The sequence below is a fragment of the Oscillibacter sp. genome (genome assembly GCF_040505565.1).
In the GTDB taxonomy this organism is placed as follows: domain Bacteria; phylum Bacillota; class Clostridia; order Oscillospirales; family Oscillospiraceae; genus Oscillibacter.
Map to the genome: position 1 here is coordinate 121,840 of NZ_JBEUWZ010000015.1, position 21,800 is coordinate 143,639.

The window sequence follows — 21,800 nt, forward strand, 5'->3', positions numbered from 1 at the left end:
GCCGCGGCGTTTTAGTCCAATCGTTCCGACGTCAACCCAAAATTTCCGTCAACTCGCGGATAAAAAAGATTCCCAGCACGATCAGAATCACGGGCTTCACCGACTTTGATCCCTTGCTGGAGAAGAACCGGGCGCCGATGTAGTTTCCGGCGATACTGAAAAGTCCCGCCGTCAGCCCCAGTGTCATCAGCACCTTTCCGCTCAGCAGATATACCGCCAGTGCCGCCACATTGGTGGCCAGGTTGATGGCCTTGGTGACACCGTTTGCCTTTCGCAGATCCATGTGGGCCGCCCCGGTGAGGATCAAAATCAGGAACGTACCAGTTCCGGGGCCGTAAAATCCGTCGTACACACCGATCACCAGTGCCGCCGCCATCACGATGGCAAGGGTCTTGCGCAGGGGGTATTCCTCCCCTCCCTCGGTCTCTCGCAGAGCCTTGCCCCGCAGTACATACACCGCGGTGAGCGGCAGAATCACCAGCATGACGATTCGAAAAACGCCGTCGTCCAGCATCAGCGCAAGCCTCGCGCCCAGAGTGGAGCCAGCCAGAGCAAACACAATCCCGGCGGACGCCTCCCGCCAGGGAATGTAGCCGCTGCGGGCATACCGGAGCGTTGCGATGGCGGTACCCATGGCGGAGGAGGTCTTGTTGGTGGCTATGGCGTTGTGGACCGGCAGACCGGTAATCAGATAGGCCGGCAGGGAGATCAGCCCCCCGCCGCCAGCAATGGCGTCCACAAATCCGGCCAGAAATACCAGCGGGCAGACGATCAAAAAGGGCAAAATCTGTCCTGTCACCGATTTTCCTCCTCTTGTTCACACTGCCGGCACAGCTTTGTACCGGCAATGCACAGCGCAAAGACAAACCAGAATATGCTCATAACCCGTGGATAGTGCCAGGGGTAATCCGCCAGGCCGCAGACCATAATGCCGCAAAGGGACGACGCAGCGGCGCAGGTGAGGGTACGGGCGGCGGAATCGCCGCAGTGCCGCACGGTCCGGGCCGCGTTTTTAATGTTCAGCAGCATGGCGCCCACAAAGGAGACCACCCCCAGCAATCCCGTTTCAATCCAAACCTGTAGATAGATATTGTGGGCGTGGACAAAGGGAGCCTTTGCGTGGTAGAGATTGTTGTCCTTGATGAACTGCTGTACGGCGTCAATGCCTAGCCCTGCTCCCGTGACTGGGGATTTTCTGATGGTGGCCAGCGCCGCCTGATAGAGCGGAATGCGCCCTGAGGTGGAGGTATCACTGGTGTTTGTGATGGTCAGGATGCGGTTGAGGATACTGCTGGGCAGCAAAGGGACAGCCAGCAGACATCCGGCGACAAACAGCGGAATCAACTTCGGCTTCCACAAAAACACCGCCACAGCCATGGCGCAGGCAATGCCAACCCAGCTGGCTCTTGAGTAGGTCATGCCCAGCGCTCCGACGCCCACGATAAAAACGCCGGCGGCGATCACCTTGAAAACAGGCCGTTTTGCGCAGAGCATCAACCCCAGCACAATGGGCAGTAGCAAAATCAATACCTGTGCAAAGGTATTGGGGTTATCAAAGAAGGACTCCACCCGCCCCGGCATCCCGGCGTTGACGTCCACATCCACATAGGACTTGTTGATCTCCACGCCCTGAATCCGCTGATAGACCGCGTACAGGGAGGAAACCAGCACCACCGCGCTTCCCCCGGCGGCAAGACGCTTGAAATCGCCGGTATTCCGCACGGCGCTGACCGTCACCAGCACACACAAAAGGCACGCGGAATGGTACATCAAAAACCGGGCGGAGAGGCTGGGGTACGTGGACAAAGCCACGCCCAGCACCACCGCCAGAAACATCCCCGCGGCATACGGCCCCACGGATTTTAAATCCAGGCGGAAGGTATTGTATCTGCGCATGGACCCCGCGTAAAACAGAATCAGCAGCGCCGCGAAGCCCAGAAGACTATAGCCATTGCTCCACCGCTTATAGGGGATGATCCACAGCGCCATGATGACCCAGGATTCTCCGACGGCGGTCTCATCTCCCATGGCAAACGCCAGTCCGGCGAAAATACTCTGGTCAAACTGCCGCTGAAACGCAGTGTAAAGATGATGGAGCAGATTTCCCGGCAGGTTGGCCAAAAAGCTCAGGATTTTGCAGGTCCGGCTCTCGCTCCACGCACGGGCCACGGTCCCCTCCCGGCACAGGACGTCGAGAATCCTGGACTCGTCGATCCGGCGGTTGCTCCAGCGGCCCGCCGCCACCAGCAGCCGGTGGAGCGCGCTGGCCTCATAGGCCCGGCACAGCGCCGTCCAGAAGGTAAAAAGGAAACTTTCTTGAATGGAAAACATGGATCAATCTTCCCCGTTTCTTCAGATGCCGTTTTTCAAACGGTACATTTGGGTCAGCATGAAGAAATGCTTCCCCTTCACCAGCTTGACCACCAGATGCTTGTTGGAGGATACGCCCTCCGGCGTAAGCGTCTCAATGGCTCTCGCCATCTCAGGGCGCGCGCACAGCGCCTGAACAGCTTTTTGCTTTTTGCGGATGGACTTCTCATTCCCTCGGGCATACTCGTTGCCGATGGCGATCAGCAGCCCCGCCCAGTTGGAATTCTCCCGCCACTGAGGGCGCAGCGACTCCAGTCCGTGCCGTTTTACCAGCGCTTCCTTCTGCTCCATAAAGCGGCTGAAGACCTGCATGAAGTCCGGCATGTACTTGTGGGTGGCGGAGGATGGGTTGTGGAAATAGCGGTAAAGAGGCTGGTCCGTCACGGCCAGTTTTTGGGCGTGGCAGAAATACTCCATTAAAAATAGCTCATCCTCCAGATACGCGCCTTCAAAGGTGATGTGGGCGCCGCGCAGGATCTCCCGGGAGAACAGGAACCGCCAGATGAACCCGTTGAATACGGGCTGGGTCAGCCGGTCGCCCAGCAGGGGACCCACGATGCCCTCTCGGATGCCCGCAGCGTCGTAAACGCCGGCGGGAAGCACCGTCTCGGGCTGTTTTGTCCCGTCAGGCCACAGATTCAGGTGCGCACAGGCCGCGCTGTCGGCGTCCGCCTGAAGCCGCAGATTCCACAACGTCTCCAGGCACTGACACTCATACCGGTCATCAACATCCAAAAACGCGATATAATCGCCTTTGGCCTCGTCCAGCGCCAGGTTCCGGGCGGCGCTGACGCCGCCGTTCTTCTTTTTGTGAAATACCCGGATGCGCTCGTCCCCGGCGGCGAACTGGTCGCACAGCTGAGACGAGCCGTCCGTGCAGCCGTCGTCCACCAGCAACATCTCCCAGTCGGAAAATGTCTGGTTTTTGACACTATCCACACATTTTTCAACATATTTTTTCGCCTGATACACAGGAACAATTACAGAGATACCCGGCATGATCCCACATCACTCCTTCTTTGCAATATGCACACTATATCCTATTTTTCCCCATCGGTCAACTGAAACCGGACCATGTGGGGCCAAAGCTCCGCCCTTATCCCAGCAGCAGCGCCGTCAGTTCTTCTCCGCTGCCCGCCAGCATCTCCGCTCCGGCCCGGGCCAGCTCTTCCCGCCCCCGGAAACCCCAGGTGACGCCGCAGACGGTGAGCCCCGCGTTGTGTCCGGTCAATACATCCACATCGCTGTCGCCTACGTACACGGTGTCTGCCGCCGAAGCATCCAATTCCCGCATCAGGGCATAGACCCCGGCGGGGTCCGGCTTCGCGGGAACTCCGTCCCGCTTGCCGCGGACGATGTCGAATACATCTCCGAAATAGTGCCGCACCAGTGACGGACAGAATGCGTCCGCCTTGTTGGAAAAGACCGCAGTCTTCATCCCCGCCGCCCGCAGCGCCTCCAACGCCTCCGGTACGCCGGGATAGGGGGCCGTGCGGTCCATTTTGTGAAGGTCGTAATACGCCATGAACTGTCTGAGGGACTCCGCCAATCTTTCCGGCGTCCGCTCGCGCTCCGGGGTGAACCGCTCCACCAGCTTGGGGTTTCCGTTACCAACCATATGGCGGACCTGCTCCTGCGTAAAGGTAGGCCAGCCGCTCTGGGCGCAGATGTGGTTGCTGGCGTCCGTCAGATCACCCAGCGTATCCAACAGCGTACCGTCCAGATCAAAAATTACCGTTTTAAACATAAAAAGCCTCGTTTCACTCAAATCGATTCTGCTTCTGCCACGGGCATCTTACCACATTTCCCTGCATGGGGCAAATCCACCAGCCAGCAGGGGAGGTCTTCCTTTTCAGGGAGCGGCGCCTCCGCAGTACAGGCGCTCCAGGGCCGAGTCCCCGGAGCGCCTGATTTTGATGTTTTTTTACTTTACCGCGGCCTTCAGTGCGTCCACCCGGTCGGTGTCCTCCCACTTCACGCCCAGATCGGTGCGGCCCATGTGGCCGTATGCGGCAAGCTTTCGGTAGATGGGCCTGCGCAGGTCGAGGTCCCGGATAATGGCGGTGGGCCGCAGATCGAAGACCTTGCGGACAGCTGCCTCCAGCTTGTCGTCGCCCACCGTGCCAGTGCCGAAGGTGTCCACCAGAATGCTCACAGGCTGGGCAACACCGATGGCATAGGCCAGCTCCACCTGGCAGCGCCTTGCAAGGCCCGCGGCCACGATGTTTTTCGCCACATACCTCGCTGCGTACGCCGCGGAGCGGTCCACCTTGGTGGGGTCCTTGCCGGAAAAGCATCCGCCGCCGTGGGGCGCGCTGCCGCCGTAAGTATCGACGATGATCTTCCGTCCCGTAAGGCCAGAGTCCGCCGCCGGACCGCCCTTGACGAAGCGTCCGGTGGGATTCACGTAGTATTTGGTATTGCCGTCCAGCATGTCCGGGGAGATGACGGCTTTGATGACATGTTCGATCATATCGGCCCGGATGGTGTCCAGAGACACGTCCGGGTCGTGCTGTGTGGAGACCACCACGGTATCCACCCGGACGGGCCGGTTGTTCTCGTCATACTCCACAGTGACCTGACTCTTGCCGTCGGGACGGAGGTAGGAGAGCTTTCCGCTCTTGCGCACCTCCGTCAATCGCATGGCCAGTTTCTGAGCAAGAGACAGGGGCAGAGGCATCAGCTCCGGCGTCTCGTCGCAGGCGTAGCCGAACATCATGCCCTGATCGCCTGCGCCGTTGGAGAGCTCGCTGTCGCCGGTCTCCTTGCTCTCCAGGGACTTGTCCACACCCAGCGCGATGTCGGCAGACTGTTCGTCGATCGACGTGATGACGGCGCAGGTGTCGCAGTCGAACCCGTACTTGCCCCGGTCATAGCCGATCTCCCGAACCACCTCTCGGGCGATTTTGGAAATGTCCACGTAGCAGGAGGTGGTGATCTCACCCATCACGTGGATCAACCCGGTGCAGGCCGTGGTCTCGCAGGCCACACGGCCCTGGGGGTCCCTCTCCATAATCGCGTCCAGCACCGCGTCGGATATCTGGTCGCAGATTTTGTCCGGGTGGCCCTCGGTCACGGACTCAGAGGTAAAAAGATAGTGTCTTGCCATAATGATCGTCCTTTCTTTCGTTCCCGCCGCGGAGCGGCGGCACGGCTGAAGCGCAAAAATGCACACTTTCCAACAAAGAAAGTGCGCAAAAATACTTTTTGCTCCTCATCTGTCGGATTCCGTCGGATTTGGCACCTTGTCAAAGACAGGTTGCCGTGGTTTCATCGGGCCGTTCCCTCCGCCACTCTTGATAAGGTATTAAATTGTAGAAATATCATATAGAATCTTTTTCCGTATGTCAATATGTAATTTAAAAAAAAGTATCAATCCTATAAAAATGCAGCTGAGAAATACAAATTCAAAAATTATACATGACTTTTCCATAGAATCCGGTTATAATAACTAACATTGTATTTTACCTGTATGCTTGGAGGGTCCTGCATTGAAAAAGCTCAACAACGCCGTGGACCGGTTCGCCTACACCCACCCCCGGTTTGGCATTCCCAACCTGATGAAATTCATCGTGGCAGGCAACGTGATCGTATTTCTGCTGCTCAGTTTCAGCAATAACGGTGCGATCTCCTTCCTCGCCTTCGACCCCCGCGCAGTGCTTCACGGAGAGATCTGGCGGCTGGTGACCTTCATTTTCGTCCCGGACAGCTCCAACCTCTTCAATCTTGCGATTTCTCTGTATTTCTACTTCTGGATCGGCAGTATGCTGGAGCGGGAGTGGGGAACACCGAAATTCACCCTGTATTATATCTCCGGCATGGTGCTGACCATTCTAACGGGCTTTATTATTTTTCTGACTGGCGGCAACGGCTCCGTTTGGGGAGCCTATTACATCAATATGTCCATGTTCTTTGCTTTCGCGGCGCTGTACCCGGACATGCAGATACTGCTGTTCTTCATCATTCCCATCAAGGTGAAGTGGCTGGCCTGGGTGGACGCGGCGCTGTTCGCCGTGAACATTCTCGGCTCCGCCTTCCAACTGAATTTGATCGGCGCGCTTTTGCCGGTGGTGGCTATCCTGAACTTCTTCGTCTTTTTCTGGACGGAGATTTCCGATGCGGTGGCCCGCCGGCGTGGGTACGCCGCCCACGTTAACTCCCACCGAACCATCCAGTTCAAGAACGCCGCAAAGCAGCAGGCAAAAAAGGCCCGGGAACAGGGCTATCACCACAAGTGCAGCGTCTGCGGGCGGACAGACACAGACTTTCCCAACCTCCAATTCCGGTACTGCTCCCGCTGCGCGGGTTACCATTGCTTCTGCGAGGACCACATTTTTAATCACGAGCATTTTACTTCGTAACCGGACAGATATAGGACCGCGGACGTTCGTCCGCGGTCTTTCTTTTTCTCAGCGTTGTGATTTTTCCCAATATTTCAGTTGGAATTCAGGCAGTCCGCCAAAGGTGAAGAAAAAGTGGGCGCCTTCCTTTTTTGCCGGGCAAAAGCGCTGTATAATAACTTGCAAAGGCGGCCCCTGCCGTCCTGTGCCGCCAAAACTCAGAAAACATGCGCCCCGTGCGGGCGGAACGGAGGAAACATATGGAGAGTATCAAATCGCTGACCGAAGTTCTGGTCCACGCGTTTGAGGAACAGACCTTTTTGCGCAAGCTGGCCATGAGCCGGGCGGACGCCGCCGTGCTGATCCTGCCCCAGGAGTGGGACGCGCAGCTGAGCACCCTGCTGCCCTTTGAAAAGCGGCTGACCTGCGAAAAGGCGCTGGAGATGACCCTGCCGCTCATGAATCGGCTGACGCCCCCGCCGAAGGAGGGCTGGATGGTCTATGCCTATCACGTGGCGGTGTCTCTTCTCTATGACGAGGCGGATGTGGAGCACACCGCCGCTCAGCGGGATGCGGCGCTGTGCTATCTCAATATTTTGCAGGTCTTGTTCGACGCGGAGCGCGAGGTGCTTCCCTTTGATCCCCAATTTGATTTCGCATTCTGTACAGAGGAGGAGCTGGCCCACAGCAGCACCGCGGAGGAATACCGGCAGTTTTTGGTGCGGTTCCGGGGAGAGTATGTCTATGAGGCGATGCGCCTTGGCCGGGAGGTAACTCCCTTCCGCACGCTGGAGCACATCGCGGGGGTTCATCATGTGGCTATGAGCATTATGCGGCCCTACCATGCGTGCGGCGGCTGCGTGGATCTGCCCCTGCTCTCTGGCGCGGCTGCGGGACATGACATCGGCAAGTTCGGCTGCAAAAGCGGCGAGCGGGTGCCCTACCTCCACTATCACTATACGGATCAGTGGTTTACCCAGAGGGGGCTTGAGACCATCGGCCACATCGCGTCGAACCACTCGGTGTGGGATCTGGAGCTTGAAAACCTGTCCTCGGAATCTCTGGCGCTGGTGTATGCCGACTTCCGGGTAAAGCAGTCCCGGGACGAAAGCGGGCAGGAGATTGCCCGCATCTACTCCATTCAGGAGGCCTTTGACGTCATTCTAAGCAAGCTGGATAACGTGAACTATGTCAAAGAGCTGCGCTACCGCCACGTCTATGCAAAGCTGCTGGACTTTGAGGACTATGTTCGTTCCTTCGGCACGGATGCGACCCTTTCCGGTGCCAACACGCCTCCTCCGCCCAAGACGGACCCGGTGCTGATGCGCCCGGACCAGGTGGTGACGGCTCTGCGGATGACGGCCGTGGATCACAATATCCGGCTGATGCACCGGCTGGGGCACGAGCAGCTTTTCGCCAACATTCTGGAATCCGCCCGCAGCGAGCAAAACGCTGCCAGGCTCGGGGCGTATCTGGGCATTTTTGAGGAGTATTTCACCTATTGGTCCGCGTCCCAAAAAGAGCAGACGCTGGAATTTCTATATGATCTGCTGCTGATTCCCGATGGTGGCGTCCGCCGTCGGGCTGCGGCGCTTTTGGGTCGTGTGCTGGCGGGGTTCAACTCCGGCTATAAAAAGGAATTGCCTGTCGGGGCGGAACCGGACCCGGCGGACCAGCGGCCCTTCGTGCTGTGGAAGGAGTATCTGGCCCGCCTGATTTATCCTGACCGGCGGCTGACGCCCATGCAGATCAGCAAGATCCGCTACGCCGCCAAGCTGGCGGTGGACTCCCTGCTGTCCTATGCCTCCCGGGCAGACGGCGAGGTCTTTGCCGCGGAGCTGTTCCGCCACTATGCCGATCCCCGCGCCGTGGAGGAGGACGCCGCTTTTGCGCTGCTGGATACGGTGGTCAATTTTCCACTCTCCCAGTGCAGCGAGGAAAATCTGCGGGTCTTTACCGACTTTGCCGTCTATTGGCTGGAAAACGGTGGAGAAGCGCAGAAGGCCGCCGCCATGCGTCTTCTGCGCCACCTGTTGGAGGCCATGCCCGAGGGCGCTGCCCAGCGGGATGTCGTCCGCTCCGCCGTGTCGGAGGCAGAGTGCGGCATCAGCATCCCTCTGCTGTTTTTGCAAAGCCAGCTGTGCCGTCGGTTGGGGCTGGACTTAACGGAGCAGGAGGCGTTTTTGCGCCGGCAGAGCGCCGTCAGCAGCGTGTTCCTCGACAACCTGAAAACCGCCACTCCCTGGCTTTTGAAAGCCGTGGGCGTGGAGTACCTGCTGGAGCAGGTGGAGCGGGGCAGCCACCAAAACGTGCTGCACATCGCCACCCACTTTTCAAATCTCATGAAGGTCAGTGAGAACGTAGTCGTCCGGCAGGTAGCGGGCGCTTCCCTTTTGAGTCTTGCGTCTCTCCTGACGCCGGACCGACGCAATGAGATCGCTGTGGAGCTCTCCAAATCCCTGGAGACCGGCGATGCGGACAGCTCAAAATATATTCCGGAATATCTGGGCCGGTTTTCCTTGTGGCTCCATCCGAGAGAACTGGACGAGGTGGTCGGTCAGATGGAGGCCTTGCTTTCGTCTCCCAACGCGGGAGTGGTGTCCTCGGCACTGCGGACCATCGGGTCCATGCTGGAATATTACGCGGTGTACGCCGGACGGTTTAAGGAGGATGAATCCACCGTTACACAGCGGCGCACACGTCTTGCGGGACTGCTGCTGCGGGGACTGGCGTCCTGCCGGGAGTCCGTCCGGCAGACCACGCTCCACATTCTGGGCGACGGGCTGTTTGCCTCTGGTGCGCTGGGGTTTGAGGACAAGGAGACCCTGTTCATCCTGATGGCGAAAAAGATTCTGTTTCTGTTGAATGAGAGCAGCGAACGGGAATTGACGTTTTTCTACGCCGCGGCCACTCTCTCCCACATTTACCGCTTCATTTTATCCCATCTGCTGGAAGACGGGCCGTTTCACTTCCCGCAGCCGCCCGCCGCGGCATTTTTCCCCGGCACCTTCGACCCCTTTTCCCTGTCCCACAAAGGCATCGTACAGGCCATCCGGGACCGGGGATTCGAGGTCTATCTCGCCATCGACGAGTTCTCCTGGTCGAAAAAGGCCCAGCCCTCTCTGGTCCGGCGGCAAATCGTCTCCATGTCCGTGGCCGATCAGTTTGGCGTTTACCTGTTTCCCCACGATATTCCCGTGAATCTGGCGGACCCCCGGAGCCTGAACCGCCTGCGGGAGGTCTTTTTCGGACGGGAGCTGTACCTCGCCGTGGGGTCCGATGTGGTGGCCAACGCCTCCTCTTACCGCGCGGCCCCTGTGGAGGGGTCCGTTCAGTATTTGAATCACATCGTATTCCGTCGGTCCAGCGACGCCGAGGGGCATGAGATCGACCCGGACCTTCGCTGTATCAAAGGAAAGGTTTTGCAATTGGAGCTGCCGACGCAGCTGGAGGACATCAGCTCCACCCGCATTCGGGAAAACATTGATCTGGGACGGGATATCTCCAATCTGGTGGACCCCACGGTGCAGGATTATATCTACCGCAACAGCCTGTACCTGCGGGAACCGCAGTATAAGCAGATTCTGCGGGCCAGCGATCTGGACTTCTCCTTTGTGGAGCGGCCCGACAGAACTTTGATGGAGGAGCTCTCCGCCGCGGTCAGCGAGGGACGCCCTCTGCCGCTCCGGCTGGAGTGGGGCGACTCCTTCATGATCCTCCGGGTGCAGGGCCCCCGGCCCAGAATTCTGGGCTTTCTAACCCTGCGCACGGTGAACACCGCCACGCTCTACGATGCACTGGGGGATGCTTCCCTTGCCAACTATGTCCGAGAGAGAACCGCCGGGCGCATCGCCCTTTTGACGGGACTGCACACCGCGAAGTCCTCCGGCGCGGCCTATGACGTGGGCCAGCTCCTGCTGACGGAGGCGCTGAGCCGGGCCATGGCGTCCGACTGCGGATACGCCGTATGGTACCCTGCTTCGGGCCAGACCGACCCAAAGACTCTGGACCTTCTCCAGCGGCAGGGCTTCCGGCCCGCGCCGCCGGGCGGGGCGGGGCCGCTGCTGCTGGTGGACATGCGCTCCCCCTCCGTACTGATCCAAAACATCCCCACCACGCTGAAGGAGCCTTTCGCCTCCAATCCGCAGGTGCTTACCGCCGTGCGGAAAGCCCACGAAAATTTTCAGCGGGCTATCTGCAATCTGTATCCCGGTGTGCTGGTGCTGTCCCTGAACGCGGAGGTGATCTATCACCGATTGGTGGGCCGAATCATCGAGCTGAACAACGTCCCGCCGGAACCCACCCATCCCCGTGTGCTGGGAGAAAAGATGTGCGTCCCCTTCGGGAAAATTCTCCGCGGCAACGCCATCCCCAATACCGTCACTAAAACCATCCATACCGACAAGGTATTTGCGCCGGACCTGAACTCCTTTACCATTGAGGCGTTCCCCCGGTACGCGCCGCTGGAAAGCCAGATCCGCACCGTGAAAGCCTTCCACCGTCCCATCATCCTCGTGGACGACCTGCTCCACTCCGGCAACCGCATCAGCGCTCTGGACCCCCTGTTCCGGGCGGAGGGCGTGGAGATCGACCGGGTACTGGTGGGGCTTTTGTCCGGCCGGGGCCGGGACCTGATCGTGTCCAAGGGGCGGAATGTGGACTGCGTATACTTCGTACCCAATATGCGCTCCTGGTTTGTGGAGTCCACCATGTATCCCTTTATCGGCGGGGACACGGTGGCCCGGGATGCGGACGACCAGCCCCAGCTGACGCCGTCGGTCAACATGATCCTGCCCTATATCTATCCCAGATTTTACCGGGGCTGCGCTCAGACGGCGGTGTTCCACTTCTCCCGGACCTGCATTGAAAACTCCCGGGACATCCTGCTGAGTCTGGAGAGTGAATACCGCCGGACCTTTGCGCGAAACCTGACGCTCTCCCGGCTCAATGAGGCGGTGATCCTGCCTCTGGCTCCGGACAAAGGGCGGTGCCTGACTTACGATATGAACCTGTCCGCCTCCCAGTGTCTTGAAAACGATTTGAAAATGCTGCTGCGGATGCGGGAAATGGAGAGGAGACCGAAGCCGTGAAGTGGAAGCGAATAGCAGCCGTGACGCCGCTTCCCTATGGAGAGGATTGATTTTATGTATTACTATACCTGTCAGGGCAAAAAATACGCGGCGTTTGAGGATCTGGCACTGCTGAGCTGCGGAGCGCCGCGGGACGGCGAGGACGTGACGTTTTTAATCGACTGTCCGCCGGAGAACCGCCGGGCCAGCTTTCTCGTCACGGACCCCCGCCAGCTCACCGCGAAGACGGACGGCGTGGAGTGGCTGGACAGCCGCCGCATCGACGCCCCCGTGCCGGACCTGCCGGAAACCATTCTCCGCCGACTGAAGGCCGGAGAGCTTCGATGCCTCAACTTCCGGCATCCCCGGTGGGAACAGCTCGCGGCGAACTCGGATCAGCGTCGGCCCAACCGGAAGCGCGTGAATTTGCTGGCGGTGGGCGATGTGGGCAGCACTTTATTGACGGCGCTGAAGCTGCTGGGCGGCGACTGTATCGCAAGCATCGGCATCTGTGATCTGAACGAGAAGACCGTTGCCCGATGGGCAGCGGAAATGAGCCAGATCTCCTGGCCCTGGGACTATGAGGCGCTGCCAAAGGTGGAGGCTGTGCAGCCCGGACGGCTCTTCGACTGCGACGTATTCCTGTTCGCCGCCGCAAAATCTGTCCCGGCGGTGGGAGGTCCGGTTCAGGACGTGCGGATGGCGCAGTTCGCCACCAACCGCCCCCTGGTGGAGTCCTATGCCCGGCAGGCGCGGGAAGCAAATTTCGGCGGGCTGTTCGTGGTACTGTCTGACCCTGTGGATCCGCTGTGCAAGGCGGCATATCTGGCCTCCAACGCCGGCGAGAATGGGCGTTGGGATGGGAAAGGCCTGCTTGCCGAACAGGTACAGGGTTTTGGTCTGGGGGTCATGAACGCCCGCGCCGCGGCGTTGGCCCAAACGGATCTCCGGTTTCTCTCCTTCCTCTCGGACGGCCGCAGCTTTGGCCCCCACGGAGAGGGGCTGGTCATTGCCAACTCCATTAATCAGTACGACGATCAGATCTCCCGTGAGCTGACCGAGCAGGTCAAGACCGCCAATCTCCGCGTCCGGGAGCTTGGGTTCAAGCCCTTTGTGGCTCCCGCCGTATCCTCCGGGGCTATGCAGTTGCTGCTCACTCTGCGCGGGCTGTGGCACTGCGGGTCCGTGTGTCTGGGCGGTGTGTGGTTCGGCGTGCGGAACCGCAGCACCGCCCAGGGGCTTGAGACGGAGGTTCTGGAGCTGCCGGATGCACTGTTCCGACGCTTGAAGGAGACAGAATCGAAACTGAAGGAAATTTTATAAGGAGATGGGAACATGCTGACCCTGATCTGCCCCGGTGAGACCGCCGCGGAGCGGTACGCACTGGCGCTGCGCGAGGGGCTGCGGAGTATCCCCTGCGAAATTCTGACCCGCCTGACCGGGCCGCTTGAAAACCGGGTGCTTTTGTTCGCCGTACCGTTGGACGAAAGCGGCGTAAACCATGGATATTATGACCTTCTGGCATTTTTGCGAACCCACCCGGGTTCCCTCGACCGGTGCGTGGGCGGCGTGATTGTGGACGGCGCGGGGGACCTCTACACAAAAGCTGCCGCGCGGGAACTGGTGCTGGCGGCCAACGCGGCGGGCTGCGCTTTCCCGGGCCGCCCTCTGGTGGAGGCCATCGGGTCCCTCGCGAACTTCACCGTTCAGGCAAAAAACGCCGGCTGTGATCTGGAAACAGCCTATCATCTTGCCATACAGGACCTGGCGGGCCGGGTGTTGAGCTTCTCCCCGCCAAAGACGGAAAAGCCAAAGCTGCTGGTACTTCACGCCTCCAGTCACCGCACGTCCAACACCTTGGCTCTCTGGGGCGGAGTGCGGGAGCGGCTGGGAGACGGCTGTGCCGTCACGGAGATCGGTCTTCGCAACGGCACGCTGGAGGACTGCGGCGGCTGTCCCTACACCACCTGCCTCCACTTTGGGGAAAAGGGCGGGTGCTTTTACGGCGGTGTCATGGTGGAGGACGTCTACCCCGCCATTCGGGAGGCGGACGCGGTGATGCTGCTGTGCCCCAACTACAACGACGCAGTCTCCGCCAATCTGACGGCGGCCATCAACCGCCTGACGGCGCTGTACCGCACCACCTCCTTTTCCGACAAGGCGCTCTTCGGCATCGTGGTGTCCGGGTACTCCGGCGGGGATATTGTGGCGCGGCAGCTGGTGTCCGCCCTGTGCATGAACAAGGGATTTTATCTGCCGCCCAATTTCTGCCTGCTGGAAACGGCCAACGACGCGGGCGCCGCCATGAAGCTGCCGGGGATTGATCATCGGCTGGACGATTTTGCAAAAAACATACTGGATAGACTGAAGCAATAAAACAAGCGGCGCGGGACAATATCCCGCGCCGCTTGTTTTATCCCATATGCACTTCGGTGTATGCACCCCATTCGTCTATGCTCCGGGCGATCTCCCGTCCCTCCGTGTCCAGACCGACAACGGAATAGGTCACTCTTTCCAAGTCGTCGTTTGTCTCCCGCGGATCTTTAACCGGAATCACAAAATACCGGTTGTCTCCCTTCTGAAACCAACGGGCGTCCTCTATCTCCGTACGAAACAGCTCCTCCCGCACCTCTTCTCCGGTTCTGTAACGCACCTCCTCCACGGACACCGCCACGCTCTGAATCTCCGGGTCATCCACCCGCCCGAAGGCATACTGGACATACACCTCTTCGTGGCCCACGCTCCACCGCCCCGCATGGATGGCGGCTTCCTCCGAGCAGTCCAACGACGCGCCCATAGTATCGAACCAGCCCATCAGCGGATGAAACTGCACATCGCTCATGAGAACGGCATTTTCATTGGCTGTCAGATAGAACAGGGTTCCCCACAGGTGTAATTCCCCGGGCGGCAGCATCCGGGTCACCACATGGGTCCGCCCCGTCCCGTTTTGAGTTTCCGCGTAGTAAATGCCCTGCATAGGCGTGAACATATAGAGGTGCAGCACGGAAAAGACTACCAGTACCGCGAGGCAAACCAGCGTCCGGCGAAACGCTTTGTGTTTCCGGGTTTCAAGTTTTGTCTTCTGTTCCGTCTTTTTCATGTGACATCTTCCCAGGGCACCGGCACTTCCAACCGGACGTACTCGCCGTAATGATCATAGGTGACCACCACCGCGCCATCCGCTCGGGTAACGGGAATTTTGGCCGCAAGGCTGTAGGATGCTCCGGCATTGCCGCCTCCGCCGTCGTCATAGCGCCGCTCCGATTCCGTGGTAGCCGAGGTCCCGTACTCAAGATTCAATCCATTCGCGGTATATCCAAAGGGGTTCTTGTTGTAGTTGCAGAAGAACAGTCCCACGTTCCCCGTCTCGCCGTCCCGATTCACATCCAGGCCCACCTTGTAAATGCGCAGAATATCGTCTCCGATTTCCGCCCGGATGTCCAAATCCCGCTCATAGGTATATTTCGCCCTACTGGCAAAGCTGCTGGTCTCTGGGAAAATGCGGGCCTGCAGGCTATCCAGCGTGTTTCCCAGCATCGGCCAGGAAAACAAAAACGTAGCGCAGATCAAAATCGTCAGAATCAGGCTCACCCGGCTCAGGACCAACCAGCCCAGCGGATAATCCCTGTTCAGTTCCGCGCCAATCTCCTCTGGATCGCCCATAGCGGCCAGCGTCCGTTTCTCCGTATCCGCCTCTTCGTATCCCGCTTCCAGCAGCGCGGCGACGTGGTCCTCCATGTGAGCGTTCAGCTCCGCCCGGATAGCCGCTTTTTCCTCGGGTGTGGCATGGCGAACCTTCGCCAGCACCCGGTCACAGAATTCCTGCCGTTCCATCTCGCTCACGCCGGACTGAAGCCCACGTCGAACCGCAGGACCGCGTTCACCGCCCCGGCGTAAGTCTGCCACGCTGTCTCTTCGGCCCGAAGCCGCTCCGCGCCTTTTTTCGTCAGGTGGTAGTATTTCCGCGTCCTACCCGTGGGGGACTCCTGCATATACGCCTCCACCGCCCCGTCCTTTTCCAGTCCGTGAAGGATAGGATACAGCGTCCCCTCCCTCATGTCGAAGGTGCGGTCGGAGCGGCGGGCCAGCTCCACGATCATCTGATAGCCGTACATGTCCTCTCCCGCCAGCAGCGACAGCACCAACAGCCCGGTGTGTTCAATAACCTTCCGCTTTTCCATATCTGCCTCCCAGTTAATACCTCGAGTATCGATGCTTTTAATATACCTTGTATTTCTAGGTATGTCAAGTAAAAAACCGCCGCCGGAAAACCGGCGGCGGAAAACGTTGGAACGCGGCGCTTACGGAGCGGATTTTGTCTGCGAATCATTCACGATCCCCAGCAACGCCCTGCCATCCTCGCTCAAATAGGGCTTTAAAAGGTCAATGCTGATCTCAAAGGTCTGGGGCCCCGCAGCGTAGCACGCCAAATCATAGGCGGAGAAATTCACGGTCATACCCTTGTCCGTGAAATACACCGCATAGTCAGGCCAGCGGGCAGCAATATCCTGATAGTCCTCCCAATACATGGTCGTGGGCGCATAGCCGCCCTCCGCGGCCCGCTGGTCAGCCTGACGGATGATCTCTTTCGTGACCATTGTCTGAAATTCCTCCGAGTCCGCCCCCAGCGCCGTCGGATGGAGGAACTGGCCGGTCTGCAGATCAAAGTTCCAGCCCAGCAGCACGGTGTTCGGGTGCGCGCCGCCGGTATAGCTGTAATATTCTCCCGCAATGCTGATGAGCCGGTCCGACCGCCAAAAGGTATAGGTGAATTCCTCGTCATAGGGCGTTTCCCAGCTTTGTCCGCTCTCTTTGCGCTGCGCGTAATCCTCATCTGCCCAGGTAAAAACTCCCTGGAAGTCCGTGCTTTCCAGCCAACTTGTAAAGTTTGCGTTAAAAGCGGTGGCCACATCCAGCGCCTGTTTTTCCGCCGCAGTAGCGGCAGACCCCAGAATCTGACCGTCCTCCGTCGCTACCCGGAGCACAGGTACCGTGTAAGTAAAGGCGGCAAGCTCCGTACCGTCGTCCGCATCATGCCGGTCGGTCTGCCTGTCGCTGTCCAACACAAAATTCAGTACCTCCGCTGAGGAGGACACCACCTTGGAGCCCATAATCCTGCTGGAATCAGAAAGCGAAGCCGACGCGGAACCGGCGGCAGGAGCCGATGATGTGCTGGAGCAACCGCTGAGCAGCGCCAAAGACAGCGCCAGTATAGGTAACAATCGTTTCTGCATAAAAAATCTCCTTTTCAGAGGATCGCCGGTCCCTCTCTCCACTCCCGTCCGCCGGGAAGAATCCGAGGCAGACACAGGCCATACAGGTCTGTACACCGGGCTTCAACTTCAAAGCTCCGGCGACAGGCATCGCTGAGGTCCCGCACATGGGCGGGCTTTGTCAAAATGGGCACAGATGAGGTCTCCTTCATAATATGCAGGACCTCTCGTCCCCGTTCCCCCACCGCCAGCACCCTGAGATACGGCGGCGTTACCGGCCGGTCCTGCGCCCGCAGACCCAAAAACGCCCACAGCGCCAACCGGCGCAGCCGGGCATGTGGATAGCGCTTCGTCTTGGCCAGCTTATAAAACTCATCCAGAGACCGGGTATCCCGTCCTGCGCGGGCCAAACGGTCCGGAAGCCCCTCCCCCGGGGCGCTGTCAGGCAGTTCCGCCCAATCCGCGGGAGTCATCGTTCTGAGGCGGGCCAGAAACGCCCGCTCCACAGCATCGGAAAACGGGGGCAGCGCCAGATCGGCTTTTTGCAAAAGCTCCAGCTCACCGGGAACAAGATACGACTCCGCCGCCGCCCACGCGCCGTGGGACACCCAACGCCGCACCTGAGTGGCCGAGACGAACCGGCTGCCCTCCGGCGTGGCGCAGTCGTGATATGCTGCGCCCTCCCGCCGGACAGTCATGGGGTAAAGTTCCGCGTTCAAACGGTGCAGAGCCCGCAGGTATTCGATGCCAAGGTTGTTGTTGGGGCTTTCCAGAAGTGCCCCCGCCTCCCGGCCCAAAAGCCCCGTGACCACTGCCTGGCGGCAGGCTGCAAAGGGCATGCCCTCGTCCAGAAAGCGACGGAGTCCGGCGGCGTAAGCTTCCGAGTCCAAACACTCCGCCACGGCTTGCAGGACCCCGATATCCCCGCACTCGCTGCCAAAGGATAAATGTGTCACCACTCCGGTGGCCGCCAGCAGACTGACGCCCCCCAGAGCAAATGTCTCCGCCGAAGATACGGCCCACATGGTGGGCAGCTCAACAACTAAATCCGCGCCGCTCAGCACCGCCAGCCGCGCCCGCAGCCATTTGTCGGCAAGGGCAGGAGCCGCGCTCTGAACCCAGCAGCCACTCATGCAGCAAACCACTGCGCTGTCCGGACCCAGAACCCGCCGCGTTTCGGCGATCTGGTATGCGTGACCAGAGTGAACCGGATTGTATTCCACTATAATACCAGCGGTCTTCACGGATTTCACCTCGATTTCATTACAAAAAAGTGACAATTCGGTTAAATTAGCAGTTGTATCCTGGAAATACTTTGCTATAATGATAATAGTGTGCCCTTTCGTGGAAAGAGCAAGCCTATTTTACATTATTTTGGGGCTGTCCGCAAGGGCTGCTCACGGAAAGAGGAATTACCATGAATGTTCTCGTCATCAACGCCGGAAGTTCGTCCCTGAAGTATCAGCTGATGGACCCCGATACCGGCATCGTGCTGGCTAAGGGCCTTTGCGAACGCATCGGCATCGACGGCAAGTTCACCTACAAGCCGCAGGTGGAGGGCAAAGAAACCCTGAAGGCTGTGGATGTAGCCATGCCCACCCATTCCGAAGCCATTCAGGCGGTTCTGAACGCTCTGGTGGATCCGGAAAACGGCGTTATTGCCTCTATGAAGGAGATCGACGCGGTGGGTCACCGCGTGGTGCACGGCGGCGAGGCCTTCAATAAATCCGTTCGGATTACCGGCGAGGTCATGAATGCCATTGAGGATTGCATTCCTCTGGCCCCTCTCCACAACCCCGCCAACATCACCGGTATCCGCGCCTGTGAAAAGGTCATGCCCGGCGTACCCATGGTGGCCGTGTTCGACACCGCTTTCCATCAAACCATGCCCGCCAAGGCGTTCACCTATGCTCTGCCCTATGAGTACTACAAGAACGACAAGGTGCGGCGGTACGGGTTCCACGGCACCTCCCACAAGTATGTCACCAGCCGCGCCGCGGCCATGCTTGGAAAGCCCGCCGCGGAGCTAAAAATCATCACCTGCCATCTGGGCAACGGCTCCTCCGTCACCGCTGTGGACGGCGGCAAAAGCGTGGACACCTCCATGGGCTTCACCCCTCTGGCGGGCCTTCCCATGGGCACCCGGTCCGGTGATCTGGACGCGGGAATTCTCCAGTACCTGATGAACAAGTATCAGCTGAACATCGACGAGATGCTGAATATTCTCAATAAGAAATCCGGCGTCCAGGGAGTGTCCGGCGTTTCCTCCGATTTCCGCGATCTGGAGGACGCTGCGGAGAAGGGCAACGAGCAGGCCGCGCTGGCCGTTGATATGTTCAACTACGGCGTGAAGAAGCTCATCGGCGCGTATGCAGCCGCCATGGGCAGAGTGGATGCCATCGTATTCACTGCGGGCGTGGGCGAGAACTCCGTCGGCCAGCGTCTGGATATCGCCTCGGGTCTTGAGTTCATGGGCGTGAAGATGGACGCCGCAGCCAACAACTGCCGCGGCAAGGAAGCCTTCATCTCCGCCGCTGACTCCAAGGTGAAGGTGCTGCTGATCCCCACGGACGAGGAACTGGTGATCGCCCGCGACACCGCGGCGCTTTGCAAGTAAGGATCTCTTTCTCTGCGTATTCCGCCCTCCGGCGCTGAATGTTGAAGGGACCCCGCAGCATTGCGGTAAATTGAATCTCTTTAGACCGGTCCATCTAACGATGGGCCGGTCTTTGTTCTGAGCGACAAGAACACCCGCGGCGGGCTGGGGGCTTTTCCTGACACCCCGGGGACAGGATCGGGCTGATTAAAGAGATTCTGGAACCGATGTTTGAAGACCAGTGATCGAGAACCAGCCTCGTACAAGTATGAGACCGGAAGAGCATTTTTTCAGGGTACGGACGGCACCTCTCAGCAAACTCCGTTGACCGCCGGAGAAGCAGAAAACTGCCAGCCCTCCGATGCCCGTGAGTTCAGGTATCGGGGGGCTTTCCTGAAGCGCAGGCAGGGGGGCAAGGCGGCGGCCAAATCTGCCTGCGTGAGGGTTCAGGAATATGTCGAATAGGTTGCTTCTCTCCGCTCAATATGGTAAAATATATAAAAAGCAAGCATTTTTGATTTGAATACATCTACCATGACGCCGCTTTGCGGCTATGGCATAATGGCGGAACTATTATGATACCGGCATGTAGTGAATACCCGCACTCCGGCGTTTCAATTGTCTGCGGTCCGCCCTGTGGGGCAAACTGTCGGTTATGGGGTCATGGGGCATAGCGGTTTCATGACAATATCCGAATTCGTTCAGCACGGTTCAGAGAAAGGCAGTTTGGATATGAGAAAGAGTTTTTTTCGCGCGGCGCTGTCTCTCTTTGGCGTGCTCCTGTTGACAGCGGGGCTGGTTCTGCCTTGCGCCGCTTCAGTAAGCACACCGCATCCTTCTACCGCGCTAAAAGTGGCTTTTTACCCGTTGGACGGTTTTTTTGAATATGACGCATCCGGCTATGAGACGGGATATGGCGTGGAGCTTCTGGACAAGCTGACACAGTACACCGGAATAACCTTTGAATACGTACCAGCGTCCAGCTGGGAGAGCACCCGGCAGATGCTGCTCAGCGGCGAAGCCGACATTCGGATGCCGGTTTCTCTGCCCACGACTCCTTCCACCACGTTCAGCTACAGCAATCACCCGATCCTATACACCTATCATGTCCTTATGACGCTCAAATCCAGCAAGGAGCTGTACTACTGTGATTATAACAGCTTTCATAACCTGAAAATTGCGGTTTCCGACAGCCTGCTGTCCAGCACAAACATTGCCGCCTCTCTTCCTAGCCTTGGAATCCGTGAGGACCAGCTGGTGATCTGCAGCGAGTACAACGAGTGCCGGGCCAAGCTGAATGCCGGAGAGGTAGACGCGGTGATCTCCAATGTAATGGATTTGACCGATGACATGAAGATGCTGGCCCAGTTTAACAATGTCACCAATCACATTTCCATGCGGCTGAACGATCCCACTCTGTTCCTTTTGGACGATGCGCTGGGTCAGGTGGAACAGGACGAGCCCCACTTTTTATCCGACCTGTACAAGAAATGGTTTCCGGATCGCGTTTCTGTTCCGCTGACCAAGGCGGAATCCGATTACGCAGCCTCTGCCGGAACCCTGTGCTTTGCCTTCGCCGACGACGAGGGGTATCTCTCCCGGTTGGAGGATGGCGACTATAAGGGCTACTTCCCCGCGCTTGCCAAGCTGCTGTGTGAAAAGCTGGGTGTTGGGTACGAGGCGGTTTCCCAGGATATGCTGACGGAGCTTGACGCGCAGGGTAAAACTGTTGTTCTGCCGGGATATTCCAACGATCTTCTCCTTGCCGAGGAGAATGGCGTCAGTATTACTGACCCATTTTTTACAACCAATTACTACTGTCTTCAGCGAAAAAACTCCTCGATTGATCTTTCTTCCTGTACCGTGGCCGTCGTGCCCAGCTCTGAAAATCCGGATCAGCTCATCCAACGGAAATTCTCCCCGGAGCAGATTCAGTACTTCGACAGCTATGAGAAATGCATTCAGGCGGTCTCCTCCGGTCGGGCAGACATCACCATTCTGAATAACTACATTGCGGAATACTATCTCAGCATGTATCAGTACGGAAATCTAACCCCCATTCTGACAGACGACTATACACACAGCATCTGCTTCGGCGTCACACAGGGGGACCACACGCTCAGCTCTCTTCTCAGCAAGACGCTGAGCACCATCACCGACGCCGAAATGGAGCAGCTGATTATCGGCGCGTAGGCGGCCAGGCCAGAGTCCA

At 58.7% G+C, this 21,800-nt stretch carries 16 protein-coding genes and 1 riboswitch; of the genes, 6 read left to right on the forward strand and 10 right to left on the reverse strand.

Features of this window, described 5'->3' with window-relative positions; all coding sequences use genetic code 11:
- Window positions 1-31 precede the first annotated feature (31 nt).
- From ABWQ15_RS08780 to metK, 5 genes are all read right to left on the reverse strand, one after another.
- Window positions 32-799, reverse strand: coding sequence for a sulfite exporter TauE/SafE family protein (locus ABWQ15_RS08780; RefSeq protein ID WP_353908390.1), 768 nt, complete (start codon window positions 797-799; stop codon window positions 32-34).
- On the reverse strand, window positions 796-2,331 hold the full coding sequence (locus tag ABWQ15_RS08785; protein ID WP_353908391.1) for an O-antigen ligase family protein: 1,536 nt from the start codon (window positions 2,329-2,331) through the stop codon (window positions 796-798). The genes ABWQ15_RS08780 and ABWQ15_RS08785 overlap by 4 nt, the downstream gene beginning before the upstream one ends.
- 21 nt (window positions 2,332-2,352) lie before the next feature.
- A complete protein-coding gene (locus tag ABWQ15_RS08790; protein ID WP_353908392.1) occupies window positions 2,353-3,369 on the reverse strand; it encodes a glycosyltransferase family 2 protein in 1,017 nt (338 codons plus the stop codon).
- A gap of 97 nt (window positions 3,370-3,466) precedes the next feature.
- A complete protein-coding gene (locus ABWQ15_RS08795) occupies window positions 3,467-4,117 on the reverse strand; it encodes an HAD family hydrolase (RefSeq protein WP_353908393.1) in 651 nt (216 codons plus the stop codon).
- Window positions 4,118-4,294: 177 nt separating this feature from the next.
- The gene (gene metK, locus ABWQ15_RS08800; protein WP_353908394.1) at window positions 4,295-5,479 is read right to left on the reverse strand and encodes a methionine adenosyltransferase; all 1,185 of its coding nucleotides are present in this window, start codon (window positions 5,477-5,479) and stop codon (window positions 4,295-4,297) included.
- A gap of 102 nt (window positions 5,480-5,581) precedes the next feature.
- A riboswitch (SAM riboswitch) is annotated at window positions 5,582-5,676 on the reverse strand.
- A 185-nt stretch (window positions 5,677-5,861) separates the two neighbouring features.
- Here metK and ABWQ15_RS08805 point away from each other — a divergent pair.
- The 4 genes from ABWQ15_RS08805 to ABWQ15_RS08820 all read left to right on the forward strand — a co-directional run bounded on the left by ABWQ15_RS08805 (window position 5,862) and on the right by ABWQ15_RS08820 (window position 14,155).
- On the forward strand, window positions 5,862-6,731 hold the full coding sequence (locus ABWQ15_RS08805) for a rhomboid family intramembrane serine protease (RefSeq protein WP_353908395.1): 870 nt from the start codon (window positions 5,862-5,864) through the stop codon (window positions 6,729-6,731).
- A gap of 239 nt (window positions 6,732-6,970) precedes the next feature.
- Window positions 6,971-11,800: a nicotinate-nicotinamide nucleotide adenylyltransferase gene (locus ABWQ15_RS08810; RefSeq protein WP_353908396.1), complete on the forward strand. Its 4,830-nt coding sequence runs from the start codon at window positions 6,971-6,973 to the stop codon at window positions 11,798-11,800.
- A gap of 54 nt (window positions 11,801-11,854) precedes the next feature.
- Window positions 11,855-13,102, forward strand: a complete 1,248-nt coding sequence (locus tag ABWQ15_RS08815; RefSeq protein WP_353908397.1) for a lactate dehydrogenase — start codon at window positions 11,855-11,857, stop codon at window positions 13,100-13,102.
- A 12-nt stretch (window positions 13,103-13,114) separates the two neighbouring features.
- A complete protein-coding gene (locus ABWQ15_RS08820; protein WP_353908398.1) occupies window positions 13,115-14,155 on the forward strand; it encodes an NAD(P)H-dependent oxidoreductase in 1,041 nt (346 codons plus the stop codon).
- Window positions 14,156-14,192: 37 nt separating this feature from the next.
- Here the strand turns inward: ABWQ15_RS08820 and ABWQ15_RS08825 are convergent, their stop codons facing one another.
- The 5 genes from ABWQ15_RS08825 to ABWQ15_RS08845 form a co-directional block, all read right to left on the reverse strand.
- On the reverse strand, window positions 14,193-14,879 hold the full coding sequence (locus ABWQ15_RS08825) for a hypothetical protein (protein ID WP_353908399.1): 687 nt from the start codon (window positions 14,877-14,879) through the stop codon (window positions 14,193-14,195).
- Complete coding sequence (locus ABWQ15_RS08830; protein WP_353908400.1) at window positions 14,876-15,685, reverse strand: permease prefix domain 1-containing protein; 810 nt, start codon at window positions 15,683-15,685, stop codon at window positions 14,876-14,878. Before ABWQ15_RS08830 ends, ABWQ15_RS08825 begins: the two co-directional genes overlap by 4 nt.
- Window positions 15,619-15,960 (reverse strand): PadR family transcriptional regulator, encoded by a 342-nt coding sequence (locus ABWQ15_RS08835; RefSeq protein ID WP_353908401.1) that lies wholly within the window; start codon window positions 15,958-15,960, stop codon window positions 15,619-15,621. The genes ABWQ15_RS08830 and ABWQ15_RS08835 overlap by 67 nt, the downstream gene beginning before the upstream one ends.
- 120 nt (window positions 15,961-16,080) lie before the next feature.
- Entirely contained in the window at window positions 16,081-17,013 is a 933-nt protein-coding gene (locus ABWQ15_RS08840) for a DUF3298 and DUF4163 domain-containing protein (RefSeq protein WP_353908402.1), read from the reverse strand.
- 14 nt (window positions 17,014-17,027) lie between these two features.
- Entirely contained in the window at window positions 17,028-18,236 is a 1,209-nt protein-coding gene (locus ABWQ15_RS08845; RefSeq protein ID WP_353908403.1) for a tRNA(Met) cytidine acetate ligase, read from the reverse strand.
- Window positions 18,237-18,409: 173 nt separating this feature from the next.
- On the opposite strand from ABWQ15_RS08845, the gene ABWQ15_RS08850 reads away from it, so the two are divergent.
- On the forward strand, window positions 18,410-19,609 hold the full coding sequence (locus ABWQ15_RS08850) for an acetate/propionate family kinase (RefSeq protein ID WP_353908404.1): 1,200 nt from the start codon (window positions 18,410-18,412) through the stop codon (window positions 19,607-19,609).
- 711 nt (window positions 19,610-20,320) lie between these two features.
- A complete protein-coding gene (locus ABWQ15_RS08855; RefSeq protein WP_353908405.1) occupies window positions 20,321-21,781 on the forward strand; it encodes a transporter substrate-binding domain-containing protein in 1,461 nt (486 codons plus the stop codon).
- Window positions 21,782-21,800 lie beyond the last annotated feature (19 nt).